The following is a 22,216-nucleotide window of genomic DNA, read 5'->3' as shown; positions in this document are numbered from 1 at the left end:
GCCGTCGATGTTGGATGCGTTGCTGACCGAATCTGATGGGCGTCTGCCGGATTCGTTGCGGCGGGTGCTGGCGATCGGCGAAGCCCTCCCGGCCGACACCGCGCAGCGATTCCGCGCCACCAACGCGGCCGCGCTGTTCAACCTGTACGGTCCCACCGAGGCGGCCGTCTCCATCACCAACCACGCCGTCACCGACGCCGACCAGGCGTCCGTGTCGATCGGCGCGCCGGAGTGGAACAGCCAGGTCTACGTGCTCGACGCGCGGCTGCGTCCCGTCCCCGTGGGCGTGGCGGGCGAGTTGTACCTGTCCGGAACGCAATTGGCGCGCGGCTACTTCGCCCGCCCCGACCTCACCGCGGATCGCTTCGTGGCCAACCCCTTCGAAGCGGATGGCGCCCGGATGTACCGCACCGGCGACCTGGTGGCGTGGAATGCCGACGGCGAGTTGGAGTATCGGGGTCGTACCGACTTCCAGGTGAAGATCCGCGGTTTCCGCATCGAACTCGGCGAGATCGAGGCCGCGCTGCTGCGCCGCGACACCATCGCCGCGGCCGCGGTGCTCGCGCACAACGATCCCGGCCTCGGCGACCGCCTCGTCGCCTACGTCGTGCCCACCCCGGCGGGCCTCGACCCGGAGACCGGCGAACTCGACAAGCGTGCCTTGCAGTCGGCGCTCGCGGCGGACCTGCCGTCCTACATGGTGCCCAGCGCGTTCGTCGCGCTGGATGCCCTGCCGCTCAACGCGAACGGCAAGCTGGACCGCACCGCGCTGCCGGAGCCGACCTTCGAGAAGGCCGCGTTCCGCGCGCCGTCCACCCGGGCCGAGAAGATCGTGGCCACCGTGTTCGCCGACGTGCTCGGCATCGAGCACATCGGCGCCGACGATGATTTCTTCGGCCTCGGCGGCAACAGCATCCTGTCCATCCAGCTGGTGTCGCGGGCCAAGGCGCTCGGCGTCGAGTTCAGCGTCCGCGACGTGTTCGACCAGCGCAGCGTCGCCGCGCTCGCCACGGTCGCGCACATCGCCGACGCCTTCGGCGTGCCCGCCGAACTGCCCGGCGGCGGTGTCGGCGAGATGCCGCTGCCGCCCGCCGTCGCCGCGGCCCTGGCCGACGGCGCGCGGACCTACGCGCGGGCCGCGCTGCTGCCGCTGCCCGCCGCACTGGACTGGTACACGCTGCTCGACGCGCTCGAGGTGCTGGTCGACCGGCACGACGCGCTGCGCCTGCGGCTGCGTGACGGCGTGTTCGAGGCGCTGCCGCGCGTCGAGGTGGAACCGCTGCTGCGGGAGGTGCGCGTCGAACACGGCGCGGACCTGGACGGGCTGGTGGCGGCCGAACGCCTGGCCGCCGCCGATCGGCTCGATCCCGAACAGGGTGTGGTGGCGCAGTTCGTGCTGTTCACCTTCGCGGACAACCGCCCCGACGAATTGCTCGTGGTGGCACACCGTTTCGCGCTGGACGGTCCGTCCTGGCGGACGCTGCTCACCGAGCTGTCCACCGCCGCCGAGCGATTCGGCGTCGACGCCCCGCTGGAGCTGCCCTCGGTCGGCGCCTCGCTGCGCCGCTGGGCGCACAGCGTGGCCGCCGACGAGGTGCGCGAGGCGGAACTGCCGTTCTGGCAGGACGTGGCGGGCACCGCCGAGAACCGGCTCGGCGCACGGGAACTCGACCCGGCGCTGGACACCGCGGGCACCGTCGAACGGATCCGGGTCACCGTGCCCGCCGAGGTCACCGAGGCGCTGCGCACCGCGCTGCCCGCGGCCTTCCACGGCGAGACCGAACACGGACTCGTCACGGCGCTTGCCCTGGCCGTGGTGCGCTGGCGCGGCGAGCAGCACGGCACGTCTGTGCTCGTCCGCCGCACCGGCGACGGTCGCGCGGTGCGCGCCGCGGCGGGCGCCGACCTGGCGCGGACCCTCGGCGCGTTCGACATCGAGCACCCGGTGCGGATCGACCTCGGCGAGATCGACCTCACCGACGCGCTTGCCGGCGGTGACACGCTGGGCCGCCTGGTGAAGTCGGTCAAGGAGCAGTTGCTCGCGGTGCCGGATCACGGTCGCGGCCACGCACTGCTCGGACAGCCCGACACGGCGCAGATCGCGTTCCGGTACCTGGGTGAACTGCCCGCCGAACTCGTCACCGTCACCGATCCGGGCCGGCCCGCCGGTGCGGTCGTCGAGATCGACGCCATGATCGCGGGCGACGAGCTGGTGGCCGGCTTCGCCGCGCCCTCGGGTGTGCTGCCCGCGGACCGCCTGCGGGAACTGGCCGAGGGCTGGGTCGCCGCGCTCACCGCGCTCGCCACTCTGGCGGACCGGCCGGGCGTCGGCGGCCGCACCCCCTCGGACCTGCCGCTGGTGCGCGTCGCGCAGGACGACATCGACGTGTGGGAGCGCACCTACCCCGGCATGGCCGAGGTGTGGCCGGTGACGCCGCTGCAATCGGGTCTGCTGTTCCACGCGCTGATGACCACCGCTGCGGTGGACGTCTACAACATGCAGGCGGTCATCGACCTGTCCGGCGTGGTCGACGCCGGGCGCCTGCGTCACGCCGCGCAGGCGCTGCTGGACCGCTACCCGAACCTGCGGACCGCGTTCGTCACCGACTCCGCCGGCCAGTCCGTGCAGATCCCGGTCGACGGGCTCGAGGTGCCGTGGCGCGAGGTCGATCTCACCGTGCTGCCGGAGGAGCGGCGCGAGGAGGAACTGCGCGCCCGGCTCACCGAGGAGCTGGAACGCAAGTTCGACATGGCCGCGCCGCCGCTGGTGCGCTACAGCCTGTACCGCACCGCCGCCGACCGCTGGCACCTGGTGATCACCACTCACCACCTGCTGCTCGACGGCTGGTCCATGCCGCTGCTCATGCAGGACCTGCTGGTGCTGTACGCGGTGCACGGCGACGTGTCGGCGCTGCCGACGGTGGCCGGTTACCGCGACTTCCTGGACTGGCTGACCCACCGCGACCTGGACGAGTCGCTGCGCACCTGGGCGGCGGCCTTCGACGGTCTGCGCGAGCCGACCGAACTGGCCCCGCCGCCGCGCGGCGCCGAGGACTACCGCACCGGCAAGGTCGTCATCGAACTCGACGAGGACCGCACCCGGACGCTGGTCAAGCACTGCGCCGAACTGGGCATCACGGTGAACACCCTGGTGTCGGCGGCGTGGGGCATCCTGCTCGGCAGGCTCACCGGGCGCTCGGACGTGACGTTCGGCGCCACCGTCTCGGGCCGCCCGGCCGAACTGCCCGGCGTCGAGTCGATGGTCGGCCTGTTCATCAACACGCTGCCGGTGCGGGTGCGCATCGACGATCGCGGCACCATCGACGAACAGCTGCGCGGGCTTCAGCGCGAGCAGGCCGAGCTGCTGGATCACCACTACGTCGGCCTGGCCGACATCCAGCGCGCGGCGGGCCCCGGCTCGCAGTTCGACACGCTGTACGTCTTCGAGTCGTACCCGATCGACCGGGAGGCCATCGAGGCCGCCAGCTCGATCGACGGGATGTCGGTGCGCGGCGTGGACGTCGCCAACACCACGCACTACCCGCTGACGCTGAAGGCGGCCGCGGAGTCGACGCTCGGCGTGAGCTTCGAGTACCTGCGCAGCCGCTTCACCGAGGAGGAGGTGCGGACCCTCGGCGCCCGGCTGATGCGAGTGCTGGAGGGCCTGGCCGGCGATCCGGATCGCCCGGTCGGCGATATCGACATCCTGGACGAGGCGGAGCGAGCCGAACTGCTCGCCGAGTCGGGGGTGGCCGCCGCGCCGGAGACGGTGAACCGGGTCGGCGCGCGCACGGTGGCCAAGGTGCTCGCCGAGGTGGTCGAGGCCGATCCGCAGGCGCCCGCGCTGCTCGACGGCGGCGACGAGCACGAGTACCACGTGCTGGACCGGCGGTCCTCGCAGCTGGCGCGGGTGCTGATCGGGCGGGGCATCGGGCCCGGCGACGTGGTGGCGGTCGCGCTGCCGCGCTCGGTGGACTCGGTGGTGGCCGTGTGGGCGGTGCAGAAGGCCGGTGCCGCAGTGCTTTTCGCCCACGGGCTGAGTGCCGCCGAGATCGCTTCGGCCGGAGCCGCTTTCGGCATCGCGACGGAAGCGGGGGACGACGCGGTCGGCTGGATCGTGCCGAGCGACCCGGCGGTGCAGGCCGAATTGGCCGCCGCGCCGGGCCATCCGGTGTCCTACGCCGACCGGGTGCGCCCGCTCGGCGAGGAACACCCGGCGTTTGTGGAGCTGGTCGACGGCGCGCCCGTCACCCTGACCCAGACCGAGGTGCTGGATCTGGGCCAGCGTCTGCGCGAGGCGAACGACATCGACTACGAGTCGACCACGTTCACCACCGCCGCCGCGGGCCGCCCCGCCCTGTCGGAGTTCATCGCCACCGCCACCGCGGGCGCCCTCTCCGTCCTCCCCACCGGCGACCTCTCCGCCGACTTGGAGGAAGGCGAGGTCACCCACTGGTTCACCACCCCGGCCGACCCCACCGACCAAGCCGACGACCAGATCCGCCTCATCGTCGCGGAGTGACGTACCGGGTCGGCGCGAACCGCTACGGTCCGCGCCGACCGGGGTACCCTCATCGGCCCGCGGGACGTGGCTACCCGGAGACGGCGGGGACCTTCACTTCCCTTCGGCGAGGAGGCGGTCCAGGCCGTCGAGGAGGAGGTTCAGTCCGAAGTCGAAGTCGGCGGGGCCGGGGTGGGTGCCGTCGATGACCAGGCGGGAGAGGGCGTTCATATGGGGGTGGGTGGATTCGGGGATGAGGGGGAGGAATTGTGCCGCGGCCGTGGCGTATTCGTCGGGTCGCAGGGGGAAGGTGTTCTCCTGCAAGGTGAATCCGTAGATGTGGCTGTCCATGGCGTTCCACGCGCGGTCGGCCTGGATGTAGGTGAAGCCCGCCGCGTGCAGGCAGCCGAGGGTGGCGTCGATGTAGCGCAGCATCGCCGGGCCCACGATCACGCGGGAGCTGATCAGTCCGCTCGCCCACGGGTGGGCGCGCAGCGCGGCGCGCGCCGAATGGGCGCGGGCCCGCATGGCCGCCTTCCAGTCGCCGCCGATCTCCGGCACCGCGATCTCGGCGACCACCAGATCGGCGAGCCCGTCGAGCAAGTCGTCCTTGCCGGCGACGTGGTTGTACAGCGACATGGCCTCCACACCCAGCTCCTGGGCGAGTTTGCGCATGGACAGCGCCGCGAGCCCGTGCTCGTCGGCGTAGCGCAGGGCGGCGCGCAGCACCCGCTCGCGGGACAGCGGCGCACGCTCGGCGGACTTGGGCATCCCGGCCTCCCTTGACGTACTTACACCGTAAGCGTAGCATTCGCCACAATGAACTTACGATGTAAGTAGAGGTGGAGTCATGACGGAGTTGTCCAAGGTGCGGGCCGGAACCCCCACCATGACGGCGGTGATCGCGCCGCGCTACGGCGACAGCGCGGCGCTGCGCGTCGAGCGGGTCGAGCGCCCCGCGCCCACCGCGCGGGAGGTGCTGGTCCGGGTGCGCGCCGCCGCGGTCTGCAAGGGGGATGTGCACTTGCTCGCGGGCAAGCCGTACGTCCTGCGCCTCGGTTTCGGGCTCCGCAAGCCCAGGCACCGCGTGATCGGGCACGACTTCGCGGGGGAGGTGGTAGCGGCCGGGGCGGAGGTCACCGACGTGCGCGTGGGCGAATCCGTCTACGGCGCAGCTATTTCCGGCTCGTTCGCGGAGTACGTCGCGGTGCGGGCCGACCGTCTCGCGCCCGCACCCGCCGGCCTGCGCTTCGAGGAGTCCGCCGCTCTGCCGGACTCGGCGTTGACCGCGCTACAGGGCCTGCGCGACGTCGGCGGCCTGCGCGCGGGGCAGTCCGTCCTGATCAACGGCGCGTCGGGCGGTGTCGGCAGTGCGGCGGTGCAGATCGCCAAGGCGCTCGGCGCGCACGTCACCGCCGTGTGCAGCACCCGGCACATCGACCGCGTGCGCGCACTCGGCGCGGACATCGTGATCGATTACACCACAGAGGATTTCACCGCTCGGTCCGATCGCTATGACGTGGGGTTCGACCTGGCGGGCAACCACACCCTCGCGCAGTGGCGGCGTATTCTCACCGACGGCGGCACCTTCGTGTCCTCGGGGGCCGGATTCGGCGGCGACTGGTTCGGCCCGATCCCGGGGATCGGAAAAGCACTGGCCATCAACCTTTTCGCGAAACAGAACCTGCGCGCCCTGTTCATGAGCCCGACGCGCCCGGATCTCGAGTACCTGGCCGACCTGGTCGCGCAGGGGAAGCTGCGCCCGGTGATCGAAAGCGAGCGCCCCTTGGCCGAAGCCGCCGGTGCCGTGGCGCATGTCGCCGAGGGGCACGCGGCCGGGAAGTCTGTGCTCACGATCTGACCCGGGTTCCACCGCCAACGGTTGTCCGCGCCGCCGTGCCCGCTCACTCCACCGCCTCGGCGAACCGCCCCGCGAGCGTGCGCACCCGCTCCACGAGTTCGGGTGGCTCGTGCACCGTGAACGGGAAGTCGAAAAGCGCTACGTACACGGCGATCTCGTCGAGGGAGTTGGATCCGGTGTGCAGCAGGCAGGTTTCGGCGTCGATCGGCTCGATCATCCCGACGCTGGGCGCGATGCGATCGGCCGCCACCTCGGCGGAGGTGTACAGCGTGATCCGGGCGGCGTACCGGTACGCCGAGGTGGTGGTGCCGCGTGAGATGTATTCGGGCAGCGCCTCTTCCGGCGGCTCCTTCGGTGTGAAGCGCGGACCCGTGGGGATGCGCGGGCGCAGGCGGTCCACGCGGAAGGTGCGCCAGTCCTCGCGATCGACGTCCCAGGCGACGAGGTACCAGCGCCGGCCGGTGTGCGCCATGCGATACGGCTCGACCGTGCGCACCGATTCGCCCCCGCTGTGCGTGCCGTAGTCGAAGCGCAGCCGATGGTTGTCGCGGATCGCCCCGGCGACGGCGGTGAGCACGTCGGCGTCCACGGTGTTCGCCCCGGCGGGCACCGTCACGGTGGCCGCGCTCAATGTCTGCACCCGGTGCCGCAGGCGCGACGGTAGTACCTGCTCCAGCTTGGTCAGCGCCCGCAGCGAACTGTCCTCGATACCGGCGACCGTCCCGCCCGCGGCCGTGCGCAGCCCGATCACCACCGCCACCGCCTCCTCGTCGTCGAGCAGCAGCGGCGGCAGTTTCGCGCCCGCGCCCAGCCGGTACCCGGCCACCCCGGCGGTCGCCTCCACCGGGTAGCCGAGGGTGCGCAGCTTGTCGATATCGCGGCGGACGGTGCGGACGTCCACGTCGAGCCGGTCGGCGAGTTCGGTGCCGGTCCAGTCGCGCGGAGTCTGCAACAGGGAGAGCAGACGCAGCAGTCGTGCGGAGGTTTCCAACATTCTTTCAGTCTTCCGGCAGCCTAGGGCGGAACCTGTCCTAGCTTGACAATATCGTAGTTCTCATGAACTTCCAGATCACCGAATTCCGAGTCGAGATCCCCCAGTCGCAGATCGACGACCTGCACCGCCGCCTCGAGAACACCCGCTTCCCGGCACCGCTGCCCGGTGACGACTGGACCACCGGCGTCCCCACCGCCTGGCTGCGCGACCTGGTGGAGTACTGGCGCACCGGCTACGACTGGCGCGCGGCGGAGCGCGAGCTCAACAGCTACCCGCAGTTCGTCACCGAGATCGACGGGCAGAACATCCACTTCCTGCACGTGCGCTCCCCGGAGCCCGGCGCGCTCCCGCTGCTGCTCACCCACGGCTGGCCCGGTTCCATCGTCGAATTCCTCGACATGATCGGCCCGCTCACCGATCCGCGGGCGCACGGCGGGGACCCGGCGGACGCGTTCCACGTGGTGATTCCCTCGCTGCCCGGCTTCGGGTTCTCCGGTCCGGTCACCGAGGCGGGCTGGAACGTCGAGCGCATCGCGCGGGCGTGGGCGGAGCTCATGGCGCGGCTCGGCTACGAGAAGTACGGCGTGCAGGGCGGTGACATCGGCGCGGCGGTGAGCCCCGAGGTGGCGCGCGTGGCGCCCGAGCGGGTGACGGGCGTGCACACCAACGGCGGCGTGGGCGGATTCCCGGAACTGCCGCTCTCCGAGGAGGATCTGGCGAGCCTCAGCGAGATCGAACGCGACCGCATCGCGCGGGTCGAGGCGTTCATGCAGGAGGAGTTCGGCTACATCGCGATCCAGTCCACGCGTCCGCAGGCGCTGGCCTACGGGCTGGTCGATTCCCCGGTGGGGCAGCTGGCGTGGATCATGGATAAGTTCCGCGAGTGGACCCACCCGCGGAATGTGGAGCCGGACGAGATCATCGACCGCGACCGGCTGCTCACCAACGCGATGCTGTACTGGCTCACCGGAACCGCGGGCTCGGCGGCCTACGTCGGATACGCGCAGGAAGCGGAATGGGGTGTGGAGAAGGTGAATTCCGGTGTGCCGACCGGCGTCATCGTCTTCGCGCACGACGTGGCGATCCGCCGCTTCGACGAGCAGGACAACACGATCGTGCGCTGGACCGACGTGAACGATCGCGGCGGGCACTTCGCGGCGCTGGAGGAGCCCGAACTCCTCACCACCGACGTGCGCGAGTTCTTCCGCGACCTGCGCTGAATCGCAACCCCTTTCGTGAGCCTGTTCCGGTGTGCCGCCGCCGGAACAGGCTCACACTCGTGGGTGGGGAGCACACGGCGGGCAGGGAGTGAGCGCGATGAGCGAGCCGTTGCGGATGACGCAGGAGCACCGGGAACTGTTCTGGCGGCGTTGCGGGTGGCGCCCGGAACTGCCGGAGGCGCAACGCCGCCGCATCGAACAGCGGTGGGACGACGAATCCATCGACCTGGCCGAGCATTTCGGCTGGTGACGGTCCAGCCGAACGTGCCCCGGCCTCAAACCCGTTCGGCCGTCAGCGCGGGATAGTCCGTGTACCCCTCCGCGCCGCCGCCGTAGATCAGCTCGCGCGCGTAGTCGTTGAGCGGAGCTCCGGAGGCGAACCGGGCGGGCAGGTCGGGGTTGCCGAGGAAGAGTCGCCCGAACGAGAACACGTCGGCCAGACCGGAACTCAGCACTTTCTCACCCGCGTCGCGCGTGGTGGGGGACGGGCCGTTGAAGTTCGCGATGAGAGTGCCCGACCAGCGGGGTCGCAGGTCGGCGAGGGCGGCGTACTCACCGCGCTCGATCACGTGGAGGTAGGCGAGGCCGAGCGGGTCGAGGGCGTCCACCAGCGCCCGGTAGGTGCCCTGCGGATCCTGTTCCGCGATCTCGTTTTCCGGGTTGTCCGGGGAGACGCGCAGGCCGACGCGTTCGGCGCCCACCGCCGCCGCGACGGCGGTGACGATATCGACGGCCAGCCGGAGCCTGCCGTTGCGCGAACCGCCGTAGCGGTCGGTCCGCCGGTTCGTGTTCTCCGCGAGGAACTGCTGGATCAGATAGCCGTTCGCGCCGTGGACCTCGACGCCGTCGAACCCGGCCGCGATCGCGTTGCGCGCCTCGGCGGCGAAATGCTCGATGGTGGCGTCGGCCTCGGAGGTCGTCATCGCGCGTGGCGTGACGTGCTCCACCAGCCCCTGATCGGTGAAGATCCGTGAGCCGGTGATCCGGACGGGGGAGGGCGCCAGCGGCGTCGCGCCGCCGGGCAGCACCAGCGGGTGGGTCATCCGGCCGACATGCCACAGCTGGGCGAAAATGCGCCCGCCGGCCGCGTGCACCGCGTCGGTGACCTCGCGCCAGCCCGCCACCTGCGCGTCGTCCACGAGACCGGGGATACCGGGACCACCCTTGCCGAGGATGTGGGGGTAGATGCCCTCGGTGACGATCAGGCCCGCGCTCGCCCGCTGGGCATAGTAGTCCTTGGTGAGCGGGTGCGGAACGCCGGTGGCGTCATCGGCCCGCCCCCTGGTCATCGGAGCCATCGCGATGCGGTTCGGCAAGTCGAGCGCGCCACGCTGGTAGGGACGCAGCAAAAGGTTGTCGGACAAGGGTTTTCCTCTCAGGAACGCGGGATCGGGAATCAGCGGGCGAGTGCGGTGACTTCGACTTCGATCTGCCAGTCGGGCTGGGCGAGGGCGGCCACCTGGAGCAGGGTGTCGGCGGGGTAGGGCTCGCGGAGGAACTCGCCGCGGAGCTGGATGACCTTGTCGAGGTTGGCGGCCATATCGGTGACGAAGATGCCTACTTTGACCACGTCCTCGAAGCCGGCCCCGGCCTCGGCCAGCACGCGCTCGATATTGGCGAAGGCCTGCCGCCCCTGCGTGAGGAAATCGTCGGAGACGGTGCGGCCGTGCTCGTCGATGCCCGCCTGACCGGACACGTGCAGCAGTCCGTAGGCCCGGATCGCCTGCGAGATCTTGTACGGCGCGTACCAGTCGGGGGTGGTGGCGATCTTCTCGAGGCGCTGGGTGGTCGTCATTGTCCCGCTCTTTCTTGTATGTACTTGCAATCAATGTATGTGCATACAGATACTGACACGGCGGAGAGGCCGGTGTCAACACGGAGGGGTGCGCCCGGCGAGCGAGCCGAGCCGAGCGCCCCGGCCGGTATCGGCTCAGCCGAGTTCGCCTGCCAAACGCCATGATTCGCGCTCGGCGCCGAATGCCTCGGACTGCGCAGCGCGGAACTCGGCGATGGCGGTGGCGTTCTCGTCCAGGAACGCCCGGTAGTCGGCGAGGCGGAACTCACCGTCCTCGGCGCGGACGTCCACCTTGCCCGCCGCGAAATCGGCGCGCAGGTCGAGCAATTCCTCCGCGCTCACCGGGTACCAGCTGATGCGGTCGAAATAGCGCAGCAGCCACGGTGTTTCGGTGGCGCGGTGGTTCCACACCTGGGTGGTGCGGCCGACGAACTGGTAGCCGCCCGGACCTTCCATCCCGTAGATGCACAGGTACGCGCCGCCGATGCCGACGGCGTTCTCGGGCGTCCAGGTGCGCGCCGGGTTGTACTTCGTGGTGACGAGCCGGTGGCGCGGATCGATCGGAGTGGCGACGGGCGCGCCGAGGTAGACATCGCCCAGGCCGAGCACCAGGTACTGCGCGCCGAACACGGTGTCGTACACCTCCTCCACGCTCGCCAATCCGTTGACGCGGCGGATGAATTCGATGTTCCACGGGCACCAGGGCGCGTCGGCCCGCACCCCGTGCATGTACCGGGTGATGGCCTCCCTGGTGGACGGGTCGTCCCAGGAGAGCGGCAGGTGCACGGTGCGGCTCGGCACGACCAGGCGGTCGGCGCCGGGCAGTTCGCCCTCGGCTTCGGCGAGGAGCGCGAGCAGGCGGGGCACGGGGAGCACGTGCGGGTCGACCCGGATCTGCAACGAGCGCACACCCGGCGTCAGCTCCACGACGCCGCGCGGGGCGGCGGCCAGCAGATGCTGATGCAGGGCGTGCACGCGGGCGCGCAGGCCCAGATCCAGGGTCATCGTGCCGTATTCGACCAGGATGCCGTCGTCGCCCTGGCGGCGATAGGTCACGCCGACTTCGTCGTCCACGTCCGCCCGGCGCAGGACGCCGTCGTCACCGTCGCCGCCGGGTGACAGCACGGTGGACCACGCCGCGCGCCGGCCCGAGCCGAGTTCCCTGGGGGAGGCGGCGTGTTCGCGGCGCACCGGCACGAACCGCACGGCGTCGCCCGGCGCGAGCTGGCCGAGTTTCCACCGGTCGGCGGAGACCACGGTGACCGGGCAGACGAATCCGCCCAGACTCGGCCCGTCGGGGCCGAGCAGGATCGGGGTGTCGCCGGTGAAATCCAGCGCGCCAACGGAATACGGGGTGTCGTGGATGTTCGACGGGTGCAGCCCCGCTTCGCCGCCGTCGGTGCGCGCCCACTCGGGTTTCGGCCCGATCAACCGCACGCCCGTGCGGTCGGAGTTGAAATGCACCTCGTAGTCGGTGCCGACGATGGTGTCGAAGTCCTTGCGGGTGAAGAACTCCGGCGCGCCGTGCGGACCTTCGGTGACCGCCACCTCCCAGCGCCGGGCCAGCACGGGTTGATCGCCCATCGGCACGGCGGCCGCGATAGGTGTGCGAGCCAAGCCCAGAGGTAGCTCCATCCCGGCACGCAACGGTCCGCCGTCGACGCCGCCGAAGCGGCCGAGCGTGAAAGTGGCGGCGCTGCCCAAGTATTCAGGGAGAGTGAAGCCGCCCGAGACGAGAACGTAAGTGCGCATGCCGGGCCCGCGGATCGCGCCGACCTCGAGCAGGCCGCCCGCTGGAACGCGCACGGTCCGCCACTGTTCGACGGGCTGGCCGTCCACGGTGACCGGCGCGGGCGCACCCGTCACGCAGACCCAGGTCTCGGTGGTGAACCGCAGCGCCGGTCCGGCCAGCGTGCACTCCAATCCCGGTGCGCCCTCGTCGTTTCCGAGGACGCGGTTGCCGAGCCGGAACGACAGATCGTCCATCGGGCCCGACGGCGGCACCCCCACGTGCCAGTACCCGACCCGCCCCGGCCAGTCCTGCACCGTGACGAGCGTGCCCGGCCGGACAACCTCGGCGCACGCGACGACCGGCGCGAGTTCTGGTGCGGCGACGTATTCCTCGACCGTGGTCATCGCGTGACCACCATGCGCACGGGCGTCGGATCGAAACCGTTGCAGGGGTTATTGATCTGCGGGCAGTTCGACACCAGTACGAGCGTGTCGATCTCGGCGCGCAGCGTCACCGTCTTGCCCGGCGCGGAGAGTCCGTCCACGATGCCGAGCGTGCCGTCGCGCTCCACGGGAACGTTCATGAACCAGTTGATATTCGACACCAGATCCCGTTTGCCCAGCCCCCATTTCCGGGCCTCGGTGAGGAAGTTCTCCACGCAGGCGTGCTGGTGGCGGGTGTGGTGGCCGTAGCGCAGGGTGTTCGACTCCTGCGAGCACGCGCCGGCGATCGTGTCGTGGTTGCCGACCTCGTCGGCGACGACCGTCATCAGCGGCGCGCCGGAATCGGTGCGCAGCACGCTGCCGGTGGTCAGGAAGATGTTGCGCTGCGCGACGATCGTGGCCTGCGCGCTGTAGCGCTGGGTGTGGTCGGCGGCGGAGTAGAGCAGGCAGTCCACGGCTTGGTTGCCGTGCAGATCGATGATCGTGAGCTGCTCGCCCGCCCGCACGATCGCCGACCACGGCGCGCGGGCGGGGACGGTCTCGTCGAGCACGGTGGTGAGGGTCGATGCCGAGGTCATGCCGTCGCCTCCACGGTCAGGGCGGTCCAGGCCGCCTCGGTGTTCTCCACGGCCCGTAGGTATTCCGGGTCGGCGCCGGGGCTGGTCGTCAGGTCGGCGGGCGCCGCCCAGGCGACCACGTCCAGGTCGGTGGTGGGGCGCTCGTCCAGCGGATGCGGGGCGTTGGCCACCAGCAGGATCGCGGGCAGGTGCAGCAGCAGGTCGATCGACGCGCTCGCCTCGGCGCTGCCCGTGGCGGTGAGCGCGCCGTCGGATTCCACGCGGACGCCGCGGAAGAACGACACCGTCGGTGCGATGTCACGCGGCGCCAGCCCCTGTTTCGCGCCGGCCGAATGCAGGAGGTCGCGCGCCACGGCGGAGGGGCCGCACAGCGTGTCGTGCCGGCCGGAGGTGTCGGCCACCACCGTGGCGAGCACGCGTCCCTGATCGGTGAGCAACGGGTGGCCCGGCGAAAGGTAAGCCTGCCAAGGAACTTTCACCGTGTCTGCGACATTCAGCCGCTCCCACGGCGCGTCGGCGCGCAGCAGCAGCACGTGCGCGCAGGCCGCCGCGGCGGGATCGGCGAACCGCACCCGCGTGCCGCGCCCGAGGACGACGTTGGCGTAGCCGGCCGGCGGAATCCGCTGGGACCACGTGATTCTCGCCGGATCGACGCCCGAGGGCAGATCGGGTGTCGCGAGGAGCGCGGCGGCGGCCTGAGCCCTGGCATGCTCCCGGGCGCCCCCGGTCGACGCGGTGCTGGTTTCAGTCATCGGTTCCCTTTCGAGAGGGGCCGTGCGCGGCGGCGGTGACCACCGCGCACGGCCGCGTGGAACGGATCGGTCAGACGGTGGCGGGAGCGGTGTCCGCGGCGGGACGCGACACCACGAACCAGCGCACGAGCGCGCCGATCGACACCACGGTGAGCACGAAAAGCGGTGCGGCCCAGAGCACCCACCCGCCGCCGCCGTCGGGCGCGTACACCTCGGGGCGCGGCCAGGCCAGGTTGATCACCATCGCGATGCCCCACACCACGGCGACGGCGTTCACCGGGATGCCGAAGCGGCCGAGCGCGAACAGCGACGGATCGGTCACGTCGTCGCCGCGGCCCCAGCCCTTCAGGCGCTGCCGCAGCAGCGGGACCGTCACCAGCAGGTACGCCAGGTACAGCGAGACGATGCACACGCTGGCCAGGGTGGCGAAGATGGCGGCGTTGCCCAGGTTCACCACGAGCAGCACGATGCCGAGCGCGCCGATCACGATCGCGGGCAGCACGGGGGTGCCGAAGCGCGGATGCACGGCGGCCAGTTGCCGCGCGAACGGCAGCTTGCCGTCGCGGGCCATCGAGAACAGCAGGCGCGAGCCGGCGGTCTGGATGGCCAGCGTGCAGACGAACACCGCCACCGCGACGCAGCCGAGCAGCACCGTGCCCGCCGGGCTGTTCAGCTTCGCGGTGATCACGTAGGCCAGGCCGTCGGTGGCCAGCGCGCCGTCGGACAGGCTCGGCGCGGCCATGAGCGCGCCCAGCATCATCAGGCCGCCGCCCAGCGCGGAGACCGACAGCGCCGACAGGATGGTGCGCGGCGCGACCCGGCGCGGGTTCTTCGTCTCCTCGGAAAGCTCACCGGCGGAATCGAATCCGACCATCACGTAGGCCGCCATCAGGCCCGAGACCAGGAACGCCGCCCAGTACGGGCCGGGCACGGCGTGCTCGGTGCTGAGCACCACGTCGGGGCCGCGCTCGGCGTCGACGAAGAACAGGCCGATGACGGCGGCCACGCCCACGATCTCGATGGTGACGCCGATGGAGTTGATCCGCGCCATCAGGTCGATGCCGATGACATTGATCGTGGTGGTGATCACCAGCAGGATGCTGCCCAGCAGCACCGCGTTGGTCGCGCCCGACGGCGAGGTGAGCGCGGTGTCCTCGCCGATGAGCTGGAAACCGCTCCAGATCGAGGGCAGCACCACTTGCAGCGCGATGGCGGCCGCGGCGGCGGTGACGATCTGGGCGATGATCATCATCCAGCCCGCGAACCAGCCGACGATCTCGCCGCCGAGGCGGCGCGACCACTGGTAGATGCAGCCCGAGATCGGGTAGCGCGCGGCGAGCTCGGCGAAGTTCAGCGCCACCAGAAACTGGCCGGCGAACACGATCGGCCAGGTCCAGAAGAACGCGGCGCCGCCGAACGAATAGCCGAAGCCGAAGAACTGGAAGATGGTGGTGAGGATGGAGACGAACGAGAAACCCGCCGCGAACGAGGCGTAGCGGCCCAGTTTGCGGTGCAGGACGGGTCGGTAGCCGAAGCGGGCCAGATCGGCGCTGTCGGTCTCGGCGGTGGGTGGTGATGCGACTGTCGTGGCCATGATGATCCTTCGGCGTGCGGCCAAATACCTATCGCATGACAGTTTTGCCGCCGCGATCGCGATTCCGGTGTCGCCCGTGTATCGCTTCCGGGAACGTGGGTAACTTCTGCGTTGCCCAGGTTTCTGTCGAGTGACAGAAACCTCTCCGCGCGGTGGCGGTGTCCGGCCGGGCGAGCCGCGGGCGACTTGGGCGATGCCAGAATGGATGATGTGGCAAACCCCGGTCCCGGTCGTCCCCGGCTAGAGCAGCAGCGACCCCGGCGCGGTCGCACACCGCGCGACGAGATCCTCGACGCGGCGGGCGAACTGTTCACCACCAAGGGGTACGCCAACACCTCCACGCGGGCGGTCGCCGACGCGGTCGGCATCCGGCAGGCCTCGCTCTACCATCATTTCGCCGCCAAGGACGACATCCTCGACGCCCTGCTGGCCGAAACCGTCGCCAGCCCTCTGGAACTCGCGCACACACTGCGCTCTGCGCCGGAACCCGCCCCCGTTCGCCTCTACGCCCTGGCCCGGTTCGACGTGCGCCAGCTCTGCGCCGCCCGCTGGAATCTGGGCGCGCTGTACCTGCTGCCCGAGCTGCGTACCGAACGGTTCGCCACCTTCCGCCTGCGCCGCGACGAATTGCGCGTCCACTACGAGACTTTCGCCGCCGCGGTACTGGAAGGCGCCGGGCACGACGCGATCCCGGGCGCGGAAGTGCTGCCGTTCCGCCTGGTGGAAACGGTCATCAACATTCGCTCCGACGAGGGCACGGCCCCCGCGTACGCCGAACGCACCATCCCCGACGCCGCCCTGCGCCTCCTCGGCTGGTCCGGCGACCTGAGCGACACCCGCACCGCCGCCGACGCCCTGCTGGCCCGCTCGCACTGACTCGGAGCGTCGAGCCCCACGCGCTCGCCGACTATTTCGCCCCGCATCCACGGCAGGTCGCGGCGGGCGCGCGACGGTGCGGACACCGCCGCGCGCACCCGGGTCGCGGACCGCGCTCTGGAGCCGTAGCTCAGTCCTTGCCGCGCCCAGCCTTGAAACCGAAGTCCCAGTTGTAGATTCGCGCGATCTCCATGACACCGGCGCCCGGGCGGCCCGCGGGCGGGCGGATGAAGGTGCCCTCGCGGCGGACCACCATTTCGCCGTTGATGTTTTCGATGTGGGCGAGCACGGCGTCGCGGGAGTCGTCCTGGCAGCCGTCGAGGGTCATCTCGATCGGCGGGCTGCCCACCGGGTACAGGGTGACGGTGGCGTGCACGCCGCGGAAGTCGTTGGCACCCTCGTAGATCGAGGTGAAGACCAAGATGCGGCGCAGCTGGCCGGCGAAATCGAGGTTGATGTCGATGTTCTCGCCGGTGGTGCTGGCGCCGGTGCGGTCGTCCTGATCCAGGCGGATGTAGGGCGGCTGGTTCAGCGCGCCGAAGGAGCGGTCCAGCGCGCGCACCGAGCCGATGCGGCCGTCGGCCAGCTCGAAGAAGCAGCACAGGTCCAGGTCGAGGCCGCTGCGGCGCCGGCCGAACAGGCCGCCGCCCTTGGTGGCGCCGCCGGTCCAGTTCAGGTTGACGCGCATGGTGCCGCCCGTCGCGCCCGACTTGGTGAGCGAGACCGACGGGGATTCCTTGGTCAGCGAGATCTTGCCGAGGTTCACCGGCGCGCCACCCGCGGCGGGCGGCGGGGGCGCGTACCCCTGCTGCTGCGGCGGCGCGAACTGCTGCTGCGGCGGCGGCGCGAACTGCTGCTGCGGCGGGGGCGGAGGCGGCGCGTACTGCGGTGCGGGCGGCGGCGCGTACCCCTGCTGCGGCGGGGGCGCGTACTGCGGGGGCGGCGGAGGAGCGTAGCCCTGCTGTGGAGGAGGCGGCGGGGCGTACTGCTGCGGCGGCGGAGGCGGCGCGTACTGCGGCTGGGGCGGCGGCGGTGTGTGCTGCTGCGCGGGCGGCGGGGTGGGCGCGTCGTCCACCGAGATGCCGAAATCGGTGGCCAGCCCGGCCAAGCCGGAGTCGTAGCCCTGGCCGACCGCGCGGAACTTCCACGCGCCCTGGCGGCGGTACAGCTCACCGAGGACGAACGCGGTCTCGGTGGTGGCGCCGGTGCTGTCGAAACGGGCCACCTCGGCGCCGTTGCTCGCGTCCAGCACCCGCACGTACAGGCCGTGGAACTGGCCGAAGGTGCCGCCGTCGGTCGACGCCGCGATGACGACGGTCTCGACCTGCGGCTCGACTTGCGCGAGGTTGACCGACAGCACGTCGAGCACCGTGGGACCCTGCTGCTTGCCCTCGTGACGCACCGCGCCCGACGGGTGCGCGGGCTGGTTGTAGAAGACGAAGTCGTTGTCGGAGCGGACTTTGCCGCCGACCAGGAGCAGAGCGGAGGCGTCCGCGTCCGGCACACCCGGACCCGATTGCCACCCCAATTCGATGCGGACCGCGGACATCGGCACCGGTACGTTGGCGCCCTTCATCATCGACACAGCTGCCAACGTATACGACTGCGGCCGTACTCGTCACCCGTGGGCGGTCAGCGGGTGGGCGGCGCGATTTTCCAGTGCTCGCTCAGGGCGGCCGCGATCTCGGGCAGCACGGTCACCGGAACGCGCTTGGCGCGCAACATCTCCCGGATCTGCTGCACCTGATCGCGTTTGCGCAGGTCGTAAGCGCCCGACACGGGGCCGTGCACCGGCGGGATGGCCAGCAGCACCAGCTCGCCGTGAGGTTCGTCGCCGCCGGCCAGATCCAGTGCCAGCGACCAGCGCGATTTCTCGTCCAGGGTGAAGCGCGCGGCCACCACGCGGTCCCAGTCGACCAGCGTCTCCGACCACGGCACGCGCAGGTGGATCGCGTCGTCGGCCAGCACGATCGAATCCCGCGAGAACAGCGCGACCAGCAGCGCGACGCCCACCGCCAGCCCGATCAGCACACCGGTGAACACCCGGTTCACCCCGAATACGGCGACGGTCGCGGCGGTCACCGCGGCGACCGCGCACAGGGCGAGCACGCCGTAGCCGACCGACCGCCCGACCGGGACCGCGCCCGCGCGCACCTTCGCCATCTCCACTCGCTTCCCGCGTACTCCGGGATCACCGTACCCACCCGCGTCGCGGGCGGATACGGGTGCCCGGGGTCGTCAGGCGCGCAGGGCGACCGCGGCCTCGGCGGTGTTCACCTGGAACTGCAAGCTCTGCTGGAAGTACAGCTCGACGGTCTCGGCGCCGTGCGACAGGTAGCCGATGGACAGGTCCTGGCCGATGCTCAGATCGAAATCGCCGCCGCGCGTGGTGACCACGAACGCGCCGTCGATGGCCGGGGCCCAGATGATCTCGCCCTCCGGGATCAGCCGCTCGATATGGGTGCGGATCGGGTGGCCGTGATCGGAGGTCTCGCTGACGGCCGTGTACAGATCGGCGCTCAGCAGCACCGAGTACGGTCCGTCCACACCGGCCAGCCGCAGCGCGCTCAGCGCCTGCGCCACCGCCTCCGGCGCGCCCCGCGGGTCCTCGGGCAGCTGGATCACGGCGTTGGACGAGCTCGCCCGGATACCGGTGATGCCCGCGGCCGGGTACCCCTCGAAGATCGCGCGGTCCTCCGCGTACGCCATGCGGCGGGCGGCTTCCTTCACGGCGTCGAGGTCGGCGTCCTGCGCGCCGCGCTCCACATCGTCGAGTTCCTCGCGCAGCAGCGTGAACGGCACCCGCAGTTCCACCAGCGGCGCCACGATCCGCTGACGGGACTCCACGCCGTCACCGGGCGAGTCGATCTTGGTGGTGCGGCCCAGGCCCACGGCGGAGTAGTCGGTGCCGTGCGGACCCGACAGGTCCACCACCCGGCGGCCCGCGATATTGCGCTTGAAGGTGCGGGAGGCCTCTTCCTCGATCGCCGACCAAGCCTCGGCGGTGATCGGCGCGAGTTCGCGATGGAGGTTGTTCACAGCGTGCTCCTTTTCAACGTGCCGATACCGAGTGAACCGTCGCCCACCGTGACCTCGGGAGCGGCGGGCGCCTGCGCCGCGGGCGGCGGCGGAAGCTCGTCGAAGAAGTCCAGCGGCGGGGCGAAGAACAGTGTGCCGGTGACGGCGATGGAGAAGTCGAGAATGCGGTCGTAGGCCGCCTCCTCGGTGCCCTCGAACATGCGCGAGAGCATGGTCTCGGTGACCGACGGGGTCGCCGCGTAGGCGATGTAGTAGGTGCCGAACTCGCCGTCGCGCACACTGCCGAACGGCATGTTGGCGCGCAGGATCTGGCGTTCGGTGCCGTCCGCGTCCACCAGCGTGTTCACGGCGACATGGGAATCGGCGGGCTTGTCCTCGTCGGAGAGTTCGAAATCGTCCAGTTTGGTCCGGCCGATCACCTTCTCCTGTTCCTCGACCGAGAGCGCGCGCCACTCGTCGAGCGGGTGCAGGTACTTCTGCACGATCACGTAACTGCCACCGGCGAATTCGGGATCCTCGTCGCCGACCAGCGCCGCGCTCACCGCCGCGCCGCCTTCCGGATTCTCGGTGCCGTCGACGAATCCGAGCAGATCGCGCTGTTCGAAGTAGCGGAATCCGACCGTCTCGTCCACGAAAGTGGCCGCGCCGGAAAGGCGGTCGCCGATCGCCATCGCGAGTTCGAAGCACGCGTCCTGCACTTCCGAGCGGATGTGGAAGAGCAGATCGCCCGGCGTGGAGGGCGCGCGATGCGTGTCGCCCACGAACTCGGGCAGCACGTGCAGTTCGGCCGGGCGCGGGCCGGCGAACAACCGGTCCCACGCCTGTGACCCGATGGAGGCCACACAGCTGAGCCCCGCCCCCGGAAGCCGGAACCCCACCGAACGCCGCAAACCGGGCAGATCGGCGAGCAGGTCCCGCACCGCCGCCTCGCCCCCCTCGTCGATGGTGGCGACGAGGAAGATCGCGGCGGGCGTGAGCGGTTCGAGGATCGGCTGCGGCTCACCCATGGGGGCGAGTCTATGTGGGACGTCGATCGGGGCGGGTGTTGCCGGGGTTGTCGGCGCGTTCTGGGGTGGTGGGAGGCGAGCCCAGTTCGCGAGGAATGTCCGGTCATCCGCAAATCTTTCGCAATCGGGTGGGAGTTCGGCCGTAGCATGGTCGGCATGACCGAACAGGACATCCTGGGGCGCATCAAGCAACTGGTCGACGACGAGCATTCGCTGCGGGCGAAGGTCACCGCCGGGGAGGTGGACCCGGTGACCGAGCGCAAGCGGCTGGCCGAGCTGGAGGTCATGCTCGATCAGTGCTGGGATCTGCTGCGGCAGCGGCGGGCTCGGATCGACGCGGGCGGCTCACCCGACGACGCGCAGGTCAACTCGCCGCGCCAGGTCGAGGGCTACCTCCAGTGACGGATACCGCCGAGTACGACGTGATCGTTCTCGGCGGTGGGCCCGCCGGGGAGAACGCCGCCGCGTACGCGATCGCGGGCAGCGGGCGCACGGCCGCGATCGTGGAGCGGGAACTGGTCGGCGGGGAATGCTCCTACTGGGCGTGTATGCCCAGTAAGGCGCTGTTGCGTCCCGGGCAGGTGGTCGCGGCGGTGCGCGGACTGCCCGGAGTCTCCGCGGGCGCGGTCGACGTCGCCGAAGTCCTGGCGCGCCGCGACCGGATCGTGCACGACCACGACGACTCCGGCCAGGTCGACTGGGCCGCATCGACCGGGATCGACATCGTGCGCGGCACCGGGCGCCTCGCGGGCGAACGGCTCGTCGAGGTCGGCGACCGCACGCTGCGGGCCCGCCACGCGGTGGTGCTGGCCACCGGGACACGGGCCGCGGTGCCCGACGTGCCGGGCCTGCGCGCGGCACTGCCGTGGATCTCGCGCGACGCCACCAACCTGCACGAAGTGCCCGCGCGCGTGGTGATCGTCGGCGGCGGGGTCGTGGCGTGCGAGGCGGCGACGTGGTTGTCGGCGCTGGGGGCCGCGGTGACCATGCTGGTCCGGGGCAAGGCGTTGCTCGGCGGGGCGGAGGCGTTCGCCGGCGAGCGGGTAGCCGTCGCGCTCGGGGACGCGGGTGTGCGGGTGCTGTTCGGGACGGAACCCGAGCGGGTGTCCCGGATCGCGCCCGCCGACACCGGAGAGGGTCGGATTCACGGCGGGGCGGTGACCGTCGAGACGCGCCACGGGCCGATCGAGGCCGACGAGATCCTGGTGGCGGCCGGCCGCGCGCCCGCGACCGAGGGGCTCGGGTTGTCCACGGTCGGGCTGCCCGACGGATACGTGGAGGTGGACGATCACCTGACCGTCCGCGGCGTCGACGGGGACTGGCTCTACGCCGTGGGAGACGTGAATCACCGTGCGGCGCTGACGCATATGGGCAAGTACCAGGCGCGGGTGTGTGGCGACGTGATCGCCGCGCGCGCCGAGGGGCGGCCGCTCAGCGGGTCGCGATATGTGGCGAGCGCCGACAACGGGCAGGTGCCGCAGGTCGTGTTCACCGCGCCGGAAGTCGCCTGGGTCGGCCGCACCGAGGCGGCCGCGCGGCGCGAGGGGCTCGCCGTGCGCACCGTCGAGCTCGATATCGCCGTGGCCGGTTCGACGCTGCTGTGCGACGACTACGCGGGCCGGGCGAAACTCGTGCTGGACGAGCACGCCGGGACGCTGCTCGGCGCCACGTTCGTGGGGCCCGGCGTCGGCGAACTGCTGCACGCGGCGACCGTCGCGGTGGTCGGGCGGGTGCCCGTGGACGCGCTGTGGCACGCGGTGCCCGCGTACCCGACGGTGAGCGAGATCTGGCTACGCCTGTTGGAAGCGCTGCGTTCCTAGCTAC

19 protein-coding genes are annotated in these 22,216 nt (G+C 71.0%); 7 read left to right on the top strand and 12 right to left on the bottom strand.

What is annotated here, in order from left to right; all coding sequences use genetic code 11:
- On the top strand, positions 1-4,522 hold a 4,522-nt coding region (locus DFR74_RS30015), incomplete at its 5' end, for a condensation domain-containing protein (protein ID WP_147265988.1).
- A 93-nt stretch (positions 4,523-4,615) separates the two neighbouring features.
- Here DFR74_RS30015 and DFR74_RS30010 read toward each other — a convergent pair.
- Positions 4,616-5,272, bottom strand: a complete 657-nt coding sequence (locus DFR74_RS30010; protein WP_084538087.1) for a TetR/AcrR family transcriptional regulator — start codon at positions 5,270-5,272, stop codon at positions 4,616-4,618.
- A gap of 79 nt (positions 5,273-5,351) precedes the next feature.
- On the opposite strand from DFR74_RS30010, the gene DFR74_RS30005 reads away from it, so the two are divergent.
- On the top strand, positions 5,352-6,362 hold the full coding sequence (locus tag DFR74_RS30005; protein WP_084538088.1) for an NAD(P)-dependent alcohol dehydrogenase: 1,011 nt from the start codon (positions 5,352-5,354) through the stop codon (positions 6,360-6,362).
- A 43-nt stretch (positions 6,363-6,405) separates the two neighbouring features.
- On the opposite strand, the gene DFR74_RS30000 is transcribed toward DFR74_RS30005, so the two are convergent.
- Complete coding sequence (locus DFR74_RS30000; protein ID WP_067513326.1) at positions 6,406-7,356, bottom strand: helix-turn-helix transcriptional regulator; 951 nt, start codon at positions 7,354-7,356, stop codon at positions 6,406-6,408.
- 62 nt (positions 7,357-7,418) lie between these two features.
- On the opposite strand from DFR74_RS30000, the gene DFR74_RS29995 reads away from it, so the two are divergent.
- Both DFR74_RS29995 and DFR74_RS36325 read left to right on the top strand, forming a co-directional pair.
- The gene (locus tag DFR74_RS29995; RefSeq protein WP_067513328.1) at positions 7,419-8,576 is read left to right on the top strand and encodes an epoxide hydrolase family protein; all 1,158 of its coding nucleotides are present in this window, start codon (positions 7,419-7,421) and stop codon (positions 8,574-8,576) included.
- A 97-nt stretch (positions 8,577-8,673) separates the two neighbouring features.
- The gene (locus DFR74_RS36325; RefSeq protein WP_170160823.1) at positions 8,674-8,826 is read left to right on the top strand and encodes a hypothetical protein; all 153 of its coding nucleotides are present in this window, start codon (positions 8,674-8,676) and stop codon (positions 8,824-8,826) included.
- 25 nt (positions 8,827-8,851) lie between these two features.
- On the opposite strand, the gene DFR74_RS29990 is transcribed toward DFR74_RS36325, so the two are convergent.
- From DFR74_RS29990 to DFR74_RS29965, 6 genes are all read right to left on the bottom strand, one after another.
- The gene (locus DFR74_RS29990) at positions 8,852-9,940 is read right to left on the bottom strand and encodes an alkene reductase (protein WP_084538089.1); all 1,089 of its coding nucleotides are present in this window, start codon (positions 9,938-9,940) and stop codon (positions 8,852-8,854) included.
- A 32-nt stretch (positions 9,941-9,972) separates the two neighbouring features.
- Positions 9,973-10,371, bottom strand: a complete 399-nt coding sequence (locus tag DFR74_RS29985; protein ID WP_067513330.1) for a RidA family protein — start codon at positions 10,369-10,371, stop codon at positions 9,973-9,975.
- A gap of 135 nt (positions 10,372-10,506) precedes the next feature.
- A complete protein-coding gene (locus tag DFR74_RS29980; RefSeq protein WP_084538090.1) occupies positions 10,507-12,507 on the bottom strand; it encodes a 5-oxoprolinase/urea amidolyase family protein in 2,001 nt (666 codons plus the stop codon).
- The gene (locus DFR74_RS29975) at positions 12,504-13,124 is read right to left on the bottom strand and encodes an urea amidolyase associated protein UAAP2 (protein ID WP_067513332.1); all 621 of its coding nucleotides are present in this window, start codon (positions 13,122-13,124) and stop codon (positions 12,504-12,506) included. Before DFR74_RS29975 ends, DFR74_RS29980 begins: the two co-directional genes overlap by 4 nt.
- A complete protein-coding gene (locus tag DFR74_RS29970) occupies positions 13,121-13,876 on the bottom strand; it encodes a DUF1989 domain-containing protein (protein WP_067513334.1) in 756 nt (251 codons plus the stop codon). Before DFR74_RS29970 ends, DFR74_RS29975 begins: the two co-directional genes overlap by 4 nt.
- Before the next feature lie 70 nt (positions 13,877-13,946).
- Positions 13,947-15,470, bottom strand: coding sequence for an amino acid permease (locus tag DFR74_RS29965; protein WP_067513336.1), 1,524 nt, complete (start codon positions 15,468-15,470; stop codon positions 13,947-13,949).
- A gap of 210 nt (positions 15,471-15,680) precedes the next feature.
- Here DFR74_RS29965 and DFR74_RS29960 point away from each other — a divergent pair, with 210 nt between their 5' ends.
- The gene (locus DFR74_RS29960) at positions 15,681-16,346 is read left to right on the top strand and encodes a TetR/AcrR family transcriptional regulator (protein WP_067513381.1); all 666 of its coding nucleotides are present in this window, start codon (positions 15,681-15,683) and stop codon (positions 16,344-16,346) included.
- 130 nt (positions 16,347-16,476) lie between these two features.
- Here DFR74_RS29960 and DFR74_RS29955 read toward each other — a convergent pair whose 3' ends face one another.
- The 4 genes from DFR74_RS29955 to DFR74_RS29940 all read right to left on the bottom strand — a co-directional run bounded on the left by DFR74_RS29955 (position 16,477) and on the right by DFR74_RS29940 (position 20,392).
- Complete coding sequence (locus DFR74_RS29955) at positions 16,477-17,925, bottom strand: TerD family protein (RefSeq protein WP_170160824.1); 1,449 nt, start codon at positions 17,923-17,925, stop codon at positions 16,477-16,479.
- Positions 17,926-17,978: 53 nt separating this feature from the next.
- On the bottom strand, positions 17,979-18,509 hold the full coding sequence (locus tag DFR74_RS29950) for a hypothetical protein (RefSeq protein WP_067513383.1): 531 nt from the start codon (positions 18,507-18,509) through the stop codon (positions 17,979-17,981).
- 75 nt (positions 18,510-18,584) lie between these two features.
- Entirely contained in the window at positions 18,585-19,385 is an 801-nt protein-coding gene (locus tag DFR74_RS29945; protein WP_067513338.1) for a family 1 encapsulin nanocompartment shell protein, read from the bottom strand.
- A complete protein-coding gene (locus DFR74_RS29940; RefSeq protein WP_067513340.1) occupies positions 19,382-20,392 on the bottom strand; it encodes a Dyp-type peroxidase in 1,011 nt (336 codons plus the stop codon). Before DFR74_RS29940 ends, DFR74_RS29945 begins: the two co-directional genes overlap by 4 nt.
- Before the next feature lie 156 nt (positions 20,393-20,548).
- Here DFR74_RS29940 and DFR74_RS29935 point away from each other — a divergent pair, with 156 nt between their 5' ends.
- Both DFR74_RS29935 and DFR74_RS29930 read left to right on the top strand, forming a co-directional pair.
- The gene (locus DFR74_RS29935; RefSeq protein WP_067513384.1) at positions 20,549-20,794 is read left to right on the top strand and encodes a DUF2630 family protein; all 246 of its coding nucleotides are present in this window, start codon (positions 20,549-20,551) and stop codon (positions 20,792-20,794) included.
- A complete protein-coding gene (locus DFR74_RS29930; protein ID WP_067513342.1) occupies positions 20,791-22,212 on the top strand; it encodes a dihydrolipoyl dehydrogenase family protein in 1,422 nt (473 codons plus the stop codon). The genes DFR74_RS29935 and DFR74_RS29930 overlap by 4 nt, the downstream gene beginning before the upstream one ends.
- Positions 22,213-22,216: the final 4 nt, after the last annotated feature.

It is taken from the genome of Nocardia puris, assembly GCF_003315035.1.
Lineage (GTDB): Bacteria > Actinomycetota > Actinomycetes > Mycobacteriales > Mycobacteriaceae > Nocardia > Nocardia puris.
The sequence above is the reverse complement of the archived record's forward strand: the minus strand, read 5'-3'. Positions and strand labels throughout refer to the sequence as shown.

Excerpts from the sequence above, each read along its gene's own strand:
- DFR74_RS30010 (WP_084538087.1), bottom strand. The coding sequence starts at position 5,272 with ATGCCCAAGTCCGCCGAGCGTGCGCCGCTGTCCCGCGAGCGGGTGCTG.
- DFR74_RS30005 (WP_084538088.1), top strand. The coding sequence starts at position 5,352 with ATGACGGAGTTGTCCAAGGTGCGGGCCGGAACCCCCACCATGACGGCG.
- DFR74_RS30000 (WP_067513326.1), bottom strand. The coding sequence starts at position 7,356 with ATGTTGGAAACCTCCGCACGACTGCTGCGTCTGCTCTCCCTGTTGCAG.
- DFR74_RS29995 (WP_067513328.1), top strand. The coding sequence starts at position 7,419 with ATGAACTTCCAGATCACCGAATTCCGAGTCGAGATCCCCCAGTCGCAG.
- DFR74_RS36325 (WP_170160823.1), top strand. The coding sequence starts at position 8,674 with ATGAGCGAGCCGTTGCGGATGACGCAGGAGCACCGGGAACTGTTCTGG.
- DFR74_RS29985 (WP_067513330.1), bottom strand. The coding sequence starts at position 10,371 with ATGACGACCACCCAGCGCCTCGAGAAGATCGCCACCACCCCCGACTGG.
- DFR74_RS29980 (WP_084538090.1), bottom strand. The coding sequence starts at position 12,507 with ATGACCACGGTCGAGGAATACGTCGCCGCACCAGAACTCGCGCCGGTC.
- DFR74_RS29975 (WP_067513332.1), bottom strand. The coding sequence starts at position 13,124 with ATGACCTCGGCATCGACCCTCACCACCGTGCTCGACGAGACCGTCCCC.
- DFR74_RS29970 (WP_067513334.1), bottom strand. The coding sequence starts at position 13,876 with ATGACTGAAACCAGCACCGCGTCGACCGGGGGCGCCCGGGAGCATGCC.
- DFR74_RS29965 (WP_067513336.1), bottom strand. The coding sequence starts at position 15,470 with ATGGCCACGACAGTCGCATCACCACCCACCGCCGAGACCGACAGCGCC.
- DFR74_RS29955 (WP_170160824.1), bottom strand. The coding sequence starts at position 17,925 with ATGATGAAGGGCGCCAACGTACCGGTGCCGATGTCCGCGGTCCGCATC.
- DFR74_RS29950 (WP_067513383.1), bottom strand. The coding sequence starts at position 18,509 with ATGGCGAAGGTGCGCGCGGGCGCGGTCCCGGTCGGGCGGTCGGTCGGC.
- DFR74_RS29940 (WP_067513340.1), bottom strand. The coding sequence starts at position 20,392 with ATGGGTGAGCCGCAGCCGATCCTCGAACCGCTCACGCCCGCCGCGATC.
- DFR74_RS29935 (WP_067513384.1), top strand. The coding sequence starts at position 20,549 with ATGACCGAACAGGACATCCTGGGGCGCATCAAGCAACTGGTCGACGAC.